Consider the following 8345-nt stretch of genomic DNA (forward strand, 5'->3'; position numbering starts at 1 on the left):
TCGTCGACACCGCCCACGGGCACGCCCGCCTGCTTCTCGAGATGATCGAGCGGGTCAAGTCCGACCCCGCGCTGCGGCACGTGCAGGTCATCGGCGGCAACGTCGCCACCCGCGCCGGTGCCCAGGCACTCGTCGACGCCGGGGTGGACGCGGTCAAGGTCGGGGTCGGCCCGGGCTCGATCTGCACCACCCGCGTCGTCGCCGGCGTCGGCGTCCCGCAGGTCACGGCCATCCACCAGGCCTCGCTGGCCTGCGGCCCGGCCGGCGTCCCCCTCATCGGCGACGGCGGCCTCCAGTACTCCGGCGACATCGCCAAGGCGCTCGTCGCCGGTGCCGACACGGTGATGATCGGGTCGCTGCTCGCCGGGTGCGAGGAGTCGCCGGGCGAGCTCGTCTTCATCAACGGCAAGCAGTTCAAGGCCTACCGCGGGATGGGCTCGCTCGGGGCGATGTCCTCGCGGGGCAAGAAGTCCTACAGCAAGGACCGCTACTTCCAGGCCGACGTCACCTCCGACGACAAGATCGTCCCCGAGGGCATCGAGGGCCAGGTCGCCTACCGCGGCCCGGTCGGCGCGGTCGTCCACCAGCTCGTGGGCGGGCTGCACCAGTCGATGTTCTACGTCGGCTCGCGCACCGTCCCCGAGCTCAAGGCGCGCGGCCGCTTCATCCGCATCACCACCGCCGGCCTGCGCGAGTCGCACCCGCACGACATCAGCGGCATCGTCGAGGCGCCGAACTACTCCACCGGCGGCTGACCCCGCCCGGGTCGTGCGTCGTGGGCCGGGCACGTAGGGTCTGCGCGTGCGCCGTGCCCTGCTCCTCGTGACCGCCGCCCTCGTCGGGCTCGGCGGGTGCGGGGCTCAGCCGTCGCCGGTGGGCCCCAGCGAGGCCCCGAGCGGGACCTCCGCCCCGTCGACGCGGCCGTCCTCGTCCGGGGGGCCGGACGCCGTGCGGGCGCCGTCGCGCTCGGCGGAGCCGGCCCCGCGCTCCGACGCCGACCTCGTCGTCGCCGTCCCCCGGCCCACGCCGCCGCCGGTGCCGCCGCCGGTCCCGGTCCCGGTCACGACCCCCGCGCCCGGGGCGCCGCCCGCCCCGACGGGCGACGCGGCGCCGGCGCCGGACGGGCTGGAGACCCTGGCCGGAGACACCCGCAGCGCCATCGTCTACGCGCCCCTGTCGAACCCGTCGGCGGTGGTCACCGAGGGCTCGGTGCCGAGCGCCCGGGCCTGGTCGACCTCGAAGGTGCTCGTCGTCGCGGCCTACCTCGACACCGTCGTCGACGGCGACCCGTCACGGATCCCGGCCACCGAGCGCGGCTGGATCCGATCGGCGCTCACCGCCAGTGACGGCGACGCGGTCGTCGCGGTCCGCTCGCGGATCCCGGGCAGCCCCGGGGCCGCGATCACCGCGGTGCTGCGCTCGATCGGCGACACGAGCACCGTCGCGCCGGACCGGTCGCAGGGCGAGATGTCGTGGAGCCCGCGCGAGCAGGTGCGCTTCATGGCCGCGCTGTCCGCGGGGCGGGTCGTGAGCCCCGAGGCGAGCCGCTTCCTGCTGACGGAGATGAACCCCATCGGCGCCCACCGCTGGGGCCTGGGGACGATCGGTGCCGGCCCGTTCAAGGGCGGCTGGCTCACGTCGGCCACCGAGACCCGGCAGATGGGCATCGTCGGCGGCTACGCGGTGGCCATCATCACCGTCGGGGTCGGCCCGGCCGTCGTGCAGACCGACGGCGACGCCGCGCACGTCTGGCAGATGGACCGCCTGGCCGGCCTCCTGGCCCGCCGCATCTCCTGACCCGTCGCGGGCCGCTCAGCCGGCCGGTGGCAGCGCGTCCCGCCAGGACGGGGTGGCCACGCCACCGTCGGCGGTGCGGTCGACCGAGGTCCCGGCGACGACGGCGCGCACGACGGCCCGGGTGACGCAGCGGGCGGCGGCGTCGTGCAGCTCGAGGAGGTCGGGCCCGGCGGGGGCGGGGCGGGTGCCGGTGGCCAGCGAGAAGACGGTGTCGCCGTCGAAGACGGTGTGCACGGGGGAGAGGGCCCGGGCCATGCCGTCGTGCGCGACCGTGGCGAGCCGGCGGCATTCGGCCTTGGTGAGGTCGGCGTCGGTGACGACGACGGCGAGGGTCGTCGCCCGTCCCGCCCGCAGGGCCTCGGCCTCCTCCCGGCGGCGCTCGCGGTGGGCGGCCAGCGCGGCGGCGTCCGGCGGGCGCGGGCCGGCCGGGCCGAACAGCGCGGCGGTCTCGTCGTCCAGCAGCCAGGGCGCCCCGAGCAGCCGCCCGTCCGGGCCGACGGCCTCGCCCGCCGCGTTGGCCACGACGAGGGCGGCGACGGTCGTCCCCGAGGCGAGCACGACGGACGCGCCGCCGACCCCGCCGCGCAGGCCGCCGACCCGGGTGCCGGTGCCGGCCCCGACCGGCCCCTCGGGCACCGGGCCCCCGGTCGCCGCGGCGTGGGCGGCCGCCCCGTCGGCGGGTCCGGGGTGGTGGCGCCACGTCCCGGCGCGGCCGAGGTCGAAGACGATGGCGCCGGGGACGATGGGGACCCGCTCGTCGGCGCCGGGCCCGACGGGCCAGCCCCGCCCGGCCGCCCAGACCGCGTCCGCCACCCCGTCGCAGGCCGCGAGCCCGAAGGCGCTCCCGCCGGCGAGGACGACGGCGTCCACCGCGTCGACGAGGTTGGCCGGGTCGAGCAGGTCGGTCTCGCGGGTCCCCGGCCCGCCGCCGCGCACGTCGACGCCCCCGACCGTCCCCGGCGGCGGCACGACGACGGTGACGCCGGTGAGCCAGCCGGGCTCGTCCCGGGTGTGGTGCCCGACGAGGACGCCCGCGACGTCCGTGACCGCGTTGTGGGGGCCGGCGTCCATGGGCCCCAGCATGGCCGAGGGACCGGCGCGGCGAGGACCCGGTCGGCCCCGGCTCGCGGGGGCGGCTCCCGGACCGCGACCGCGTCCGAGGGGCGGCCCCGCCCGTCGGTAGGCTGCCCGGGTGAGCGAGATCGAGATCGGACGCGGCAAGCGCGGACGCCGCGCCTACTCCTTCGACGACATCGCGATCGTGCCCTCCCGGCGCACCCGCGACCCGCAGGAGGTGTCCACCGGCTGGCAGATCGACGCCTACCACTTCGACATCCCGGTCATCGCCGCACCGATGGACTCGGTGATGTCGCCCGAGACCGCCATCGCGCTCGGACAGCACGGCGGTCTGCCGGTGCTCGACCTCGAGGGCCTGTGGACCCGCTACGAGGACCCGCGGCCGCTGCTGGCCGAGATCGCCACCCTCGACCCGGCGCTCGCGACGCAGCGGATGCAGGAGATCTACCGTGCCGACATCCAGCCCGAGCTCGTCACCGAGCGTCTCCGCGCCATCCGCGAGGCCGGCGTCACCGTCGCCGGGGCCCTGACGCCGCAGCGCACCCAGCAGCTGTGGAAGACCGTCGTCGACGCCGGGGTCGACCTCTTCGTCATCCGCGGCACGACGGTCTCGGCCGAGCACGTGTCCGGCCGGGCCGAGCCGCTCAACCTCAAGCGGTTCATCTACGAGCTCGACGTCCCGGTGGTCGTCGGCGGCGCCGCGTCGTACTCGGCGGCCCTGCACCTCATGCGCACCGGAGCGGCCGGCGTCCTCGTCGGGTTCGGCGGCGGGGCCGCGCACACCACCCGGGTGACCCTGGGCATCCACGCCCCCATGGCCTCGGCCATCGCCGACGTCGCCGCCGCCCGGCGCGACTACCTCGACGAGTCCGGCGGCCGCTACGTCCACGTCATCGCCGACGGCGGGGTCGGGACCAGCGGCGACATCGTCAAGGCCGTCGCCTGCGGGGCCGACGCCGTCATGCTCGGCGCCGCCCTGGCTCGCGCCACCGACGCCCCCGGACGCGGCTTCCACTGGGGCCCGGAGGCCCACCACCCGGAGCTGCCGCGCGGCCACCGGGTCGAGGTCGGCGGCGTCGCGCCCCTCGAGGAGGTCCTCTTCGGCCCCAGCCGCGTCGCGGACGGCACGACGAACGTCGTCGGTGCGCTGCGGCGGGCCATGGCCACCTCGGGGTACACCGACCTCAAGGAGTTCCAGCGGGTCGAGGTCGTCGTCGCGCCCTACCAGCGCAGCTGACCGACCGCTCAGCCGCGCACCCGCCGGGCCAGCGTCGGGGCGCCCGGCCCGGAGAGCTCGTCGAGGGTCGCGGACCGGCCGGCCATGGCCAGCAGCACGGCCTCGCCCGGGCCGCGGACCTCGGGCCCCTCGCCCAGGCTCCAGCCGACGTCCTCGGCGACGAGCCGCAGCCCCCGCCGCAGCCGGCGGGACGGCAGGGTGGGCGCCGACGACGCCACCCCCAGCGCCTCCCGCAGCCGTTCCGCGGGGATCGTGCGGGGCGGCAGACCGAGGCCGCGGCGGACGTCCTGGTGGTGGACGAGCCCGTCGGTGAGCCCGATGCGCCCGCCCAGGGCCGCGGTGAGGCCGCGCGGCTCGAGGTGGGCCTCGAGCAGGGCGACGAGGTCGGCCGGCGTGTGGTCGCGGTAGCGGCGCAGCGCGACGGCGTTCACCGGGTCGAAGCGCAGGCCGCCGCGGACGAAGGTGGCGACGAGGCCGGGCACCCCGAGCTCGTCGTAGGACAGGACGTGGGCGACGACGTCGCGCACGCTCCAGCCGGCGCACAGCGACGGGGCGGACCACTGCTCGGGCGTGAGCGCGCGGACCGTGCCGAGCAGGTCCGCGCGCTCGTCCCGGGCGAGGGCCGCGGCGTCGACCGTCACGCGTCCCCGTCCGCCGTCGCGGCGGCCTCGAGCCGCGCGAGGTAGAGCGGCCAGCCGTTGTCGGTGTCGACGCTGCGCCGCAGGTCCTCCCAGTCCTCGCCGTGGCGGTCGAGCTCGAGGTGGGTCAGGGTGACGAGCGTGCCGTCGCCCTCGGGCTCGAAGCGCACGTCGACGAGGCTGGACCGCCCCGGGTCGGCGGACACCTGCCAGTCGGGACCGATGTGCCAGCGGAAGGCGAAGCGGTGGGGCGGCTCGAAGGTCTCGACCGTGCCCCAGTGGCAGGTGCTGCCGTCGGTACCGCGGTCGAGGATGGCGCCTCCGGGGCGCGGCTCGACGACGGTCTCCTCGATGGGAACCTCGAGGAGGTTGTGGTCCTTGGGCTTGACGAGGTCGAGGTTGACGAAGGCCCAGAAGACCCGCTCGGTCGGTGCCGCGACGCGGGTGACGTGGCGGGTCGAGGCGGGGGTCGGGCCGTCGGGGGTGGGGTGGTCGTCGTGCACGATGGTCATCGCGGAGTCTCCTGGTCGGGGGCGGAGTCGGGGCGGGAGGTGCCGGGCCGGCGGGGACCGGGTCCGGCGGTGGGGTGGGGGTCCGGGTCGGCGACGAGGCCCTCCAGCGCGGAGAGGGTGCCGGCCCAGAAGGCGTCGAGCTCGTCGCGGTAGCGGCGCAGGCGCTCGGGGTCGACGGAGTGGATGCGCCGGGTGCCGTGCGCCTCGTCGCGCACCATCCCGGCGTCGCGGAGCACCTTGAGGTGCTGGCTCACGGCGGGGCGGCTGATCTCCATCCGCGCCGCGAGCTCGGCCACCGACGACGGCTGCTCGGCGAGCAGCTCGACGATGCGGCGACGGGAGGGCTCGGCGAGGAGCAGCCAGCCGTCGCTTCGGTTCGTGGTCACGAACGGTAAGTTACGACTTACGCATGGCGTCCGTCAAGGGGCAAGAGGCGCTGCGGCCCCGGACGCCCCGCCCGTCACTACCCTCGGGTGATGCCCGACGTCATCGCCGACCCGGAGACCGACCCCCAGGCCACGTCCGCGGTCGACCCCGCGCGGGTGCGGGCCTGGACCCGCGACGTCGTCGCGTCCGGGCCGCCGCTCACGACGTCGACGCCGATGACCGGCGCGCCGCTGGCGACCTTCGCCACGTCCACCGCGGACGACGTCGGGGTGGCGCTGGACCGGGCGCGGGCGGTGCAGCGGCGCTGGGCCGAGGTGCCGGTGGAGGAGCGGGCACGACGGCTGCTCGCGGTGCACGACCTCGTCCTGGCCCGGCAGTCCGAGCTGCTCGACCTCGTGCAGCTCGAGTCCGGCAAGGCCCGCGTCCACGCCTTCGAGGAGGTCGGAGACGTGGCCGTCGTCGCCCGGTACTACGCCCGCCGCGGTCCGCGGATGCTGGCCGAGGTCTCCCGCGGCGGGGTGTTCCCCCTGCTCACCCGCACGACCGAGCACCACCGGCCCCGGGGTGTCGTCGGGGTCGTCGCGCCGTGGAACTACCCGCTGAGCCTTGCGGTCACCGACGCCCTGCCCGCGCTGCTGGCGGGCAACGCCGTGCTGCTGCGCCCGGACCCGCAGGGCTCGCTCACCGCCCTCGCCGCCGTCGCGCTGCTCGTCGAGGCGGGGCTGCCGGCCGGGCTCGTGCAGGTCGTCCTCGGGCCGGGCGACCCCACGGGCGCCGCCGTCGTCGAGCGCGCCGACCACGTGTGCTTCACCGGGTCGACCGCCACCGGACGCGTCGTCGCCCAGGCCGCCGGGCGGCGGCTCGTCGGGGCCAGCCTCGAGCTCGGCGGGAAGAACACCCTGTACGTCGCCGACGACGCGGACCTGCGGCGCGCGGTGCCGGGAGCGGTGCGCGCCTGCTTCTCCTCGGCCGGGCAGCTGTGCGTGAGCGCCGAGCGGATCGCCGTCCACCGCGCCGTCGCCGACGAGTTCCGCGACCGCTTCCTCGACGCCGTCGGCCGGCTGCGGCTGTCGACCGGCCTCACCTGGGACGCCGACCTCGGCAGCCTCGTCGGGCCGGCGCAGCGCGACCGGGTGCTCGCGCACGTCGAGGACGCCGTGGCCAAGGGCGCCACCGTCCTCGCCGGCGGGCGGGCCCGGCCCGACGTCGGCCCCTACGTCGTCGAGCCCACGGTGCTCACGGGCGTCACCTCGGCCATGGCCTGCCGCGACGAGGAGACCTTCGGGCCGGTCGTCGCCCTCACCGAGGTCGGTTCCGACGACGAGGCCGTCGCGCTGGCCAACGACACCGAGTACGGCCTGCACGCCTCGGTGTGGACCCGGGACGTGCGCCGTGGCCGGGCGCTGGCGGCCCGCATCCGGACCGGGACCGTCGGCGTCAACGACGGCTACGCGGCCGCCTGGGGGAGCGTCGCGTCGCCGATGGGCGGCATGAAGGCGTCCGGGGTCGGCCGACGGCACGGGCGGGAGGGCCTGCTGAAGTACACCGAGAGCCAGAACGTCACGGTGCAGCGCCTCGTCGGCGTCGGCGAGGCCCCGGGTCTCGGCGGCGAGGCCTACGCCCGCACCCTCACCGGCGCCCTCCGCGTGCTCCGCCGCATCGGCCTTCCCTGACCACGACCCCCACCGCCCCGACCCCCCTCCCCGCGGCACCCCGAACCCCCCGCCCCCACCGCCGCAACTTTCTCGCCTGATCCCGGAACCTTCGGGTTCGCCCCCCTTCCGAAGGTGCGCGAACCCGAAGGTTCCCCGGCGGACCGTCCCGCCGATGGGGCCGGTGGGTGACGAAGGTTGCGGCCCGACCCCGTGAGGTCGTTCGCCCCGTCCTGCCGTCCCGGGACCCGGGGGAGGGTGGAGCGATGACGGACGAGCGAGCCACGCGCCTGCACCTGGTCGTCTTCGGCGGCAGCGGACCGACGGGGCTGCGGGTCGTGCGGCGAGCCCTGGGCGCCGGCCACCGCGTCACGGCGGTCACCCGGCGTCCCGACGACTTCCCGCTGACGGCCGAGGGCCTGCGCACCGCGAAGGCGGACGTCGCGGACGCCGACGCCGTGCGCGTCGCGGTCAGCGGCGCCGACGCCGTCGTGTCGACCTACGGCGTGCCGTACACCCGCAGGCCGGTCACGGTGTACTCCACCGGGGTCGCGCACATCCTCCGGGCCATGACGCTCGAGGGGGTGTCCCGGCTCGTGTGCGTCAGCAGCACCACCGTGGCGGACGGGTCGGCGCCGGGGGAGAGCCTGGCCTGGCGCCGGGTCGTCGAGCCGCTGCTGTTGCGCCGGGTCCTCGGGCGCACCGTGTACGACGACATGGAGCGCATGGAGGCGCTGCTGCGCGAGAGCGACCTCGACTGGACCATCGTGCGGCCGGCCGGCCTGTACAACGCCGACGAGCCCGGACCCCACGACGTCGGACCTCCGCGCCTGCCCGGGCGCTTCACCTCGCGGGCCGACCTCGCCGACGTCCTCGTCCGCGAGGCCACCGACGCCCGGCACTCCCGGACCACGGTCGACGTCGTCAGCCGCGGCGAGCGCCCGTCGCCGCTGACCTTCCTTCGCGAGGTCACGAAGATCGGGACGTGACCGCCTGGACGGGGTGGGGGCGCAAGGCGGCGCCAGCGCCCGGCCGCCGTGCCCCC

At 76.7% G+C, this 8345-nt stretch carries 9 protein-coding genes; 5 read left to right on the forward strand and 4 right to left on the reverse strand.

From position 1 onward, the window contains the following. Both guaB and EPD83_RS19090 read left to right on the forward strand, forming a co-directional pair. On the forward strand, positions 1-755 hold a 755-nt coding region (gene guaB / locus EPD83_RS19085), incomplete at its 5' end, for an IMP dehydrogenase (RefSeq protein WP_165567008.1). 46 nt (positions 756-801) lie between these two features. Continuing rightward, positions 802-1797, forward strand: a complete 996-nt coding sequence (locus EPD83_RS19090) for a serine hydrolase (protein WP_164896512.1) — start codon at positions 802-804, stop codon at positions 1795-1797. 15 nt (positions 1798-1812) lie between these two features. Here the strand turns inward: EPD83_RS19090 and EPD83_RS19095 are convergent, their stop codons facing one another. Continuing rightward, on the reverse strand, positions 1813-2868 hold the full coding sequence (locus EPD83_RS19095) for a P1 family peptidase (protein WP_165567009.1): 1056 nt from the start codon (positions 2866-2868) through the stop codon (positions 1813-1815). Positions 2869-2989: 121 nt separating this feature from the next. On the opposite strand from EPD83_RS19095, the gene EPD83_RS19100 reads away from it, so the two are divergent. Continuing rightward, positions 2990-4111 (forward strand): GuaB3 family IMP dehydrogenase-related protein, encoded by a 1122-nt coding sequence (locus EPD83_RS19100; protein ID WP_128367914.1) that lies wholly within the window; start codon positions 2990-2992, stop codon positions 4109-4111. Positions 4112-4119: 8 nt separating this feature from the next. On the opposite strand, the gene EPD83_RS19105 is transcribed toward EPD83_RS19100, so the two are convergent. Genes EPD83_RS19105 through EPD83_RS19115 form a run of 3 tightly spaced genes read right to left on the reverse strand, consistent with a single transcriptional unit; the run spans position 4120 to position 5647 of the window. After that, positions 4120-4752 carry a maleylpyruvate isomerase family mycothiol-dependent enzyme gene (locus EPD83_RS19105; RefSeq protein WP_128367913.1) on the reverse strand — a complete coding sequence of 211 codons (633 nt, stop codon included), beginning with the start codon at positions 4750-4752 and terminating at the stop codon, positions 4120-4122. Beyond that, positions 4749-5261, reverse strand: coding sequence for an SRPBCC domain-containing protein (locus tag EPD83_RS19110; protein WP_128367912.1), 513 nt, complete (start codon positions 5259-5261; stop codon positions 4749-4751). The genes EPD83_RS19105 and EPD83_RS19110 overlap by 4 nt, the downstream gene beginning before the upstream one ends. Next, positions 5258-5647 (reverse strand): metalloregulator ArsR/SmtB family transcription factor, encoded by a 390-nt coding sequence (locus tag EPD83_RS19115; RefSeq protein WP_128367911.1) that lies wholly within the window; start codon positions 5645-5647, stop codon positions 5258-5260. Before EPD83_RS19115 ends, EPD83_RS19110 begins: the two co-directional genes overlap by 4 nt. 90 nt (positions 5648-5737) lie before the next feature. Here EPD83_RS19115 and EPD83_RS19120 point away from each other — a divergent pair, with 90 nt between their 5' ends. Together EPD83_RS19120 and EPD83_RS19125 are read left to right on the forward strand one after the other, a co-directional pair. Then, positions 5738-7321 carry a succinic semialdehyde dehydrogenase gene (locus EPD83_RS19120; RefSeq protein WP_165567010.1) on the forward strand — a complete coding sequence of 528 codons (1584 nt, stop codon included), beginning with the start codon at positions 5738-5740 and terminating at the stop codon, positions 7319-7321. 245 nt (positions 7322-7566) lie between these two features. Next, the gene (locus EPD83_RS19125; RefSeq protein ID WP_128368248.1) at positions 7567-8289 is read left to right on the forward strand and encodes an NAD(P)-dependent oxidoreductase; all 723 of its coding nucleotides are present in this window, start codon (positions 7567-7569) and stop codon (positions 8287-8289) included. Positions 8290-8345 lie beyond the last annotated feature (56 nt).

Origin of the sequence: Phycicoccus flavus (assembly GCF_004025965.2) — a bacterium.
Lineage (GTDB): Bacteria > Actinomycetota > Actinomycetes > Actinomycetales > Dermatophilaceae > Phycicoccus > Phycicoccus flavus.

Bases quoted from the DNA above. Each gene is read 5' to 3' on its own strand.
- EPD83_RS19095 (WP_165567009.1), bottom strand. From the start codon at position 2,868: ATGGACGCCGGCCCCCACAACGCGGTCACGGACGTCGCGGGCGTCCTC.
- EPD83_RS19110 (WP_128367912.1), bottom strand. From the start codon at position 5,261: ATGACCATCGTGCACGACGACCACCCCACCCCCGACGGCCCGACCCCC.
- EPD83_RS19120 (WP_165567010.1), top strand. From the start codon at position 5,738: ATGCCCGACGTCATCGCCGACCCGGAGACCGACCCCCAGGCCACGTCC.
- EPD83_RS19125 (WP_128368248.1), top strand. From the start codon at position 7,567: ATGACGGACGAGCGAGCCACGCGCCTGCACCTGGTCGTCTTCGGCGGC.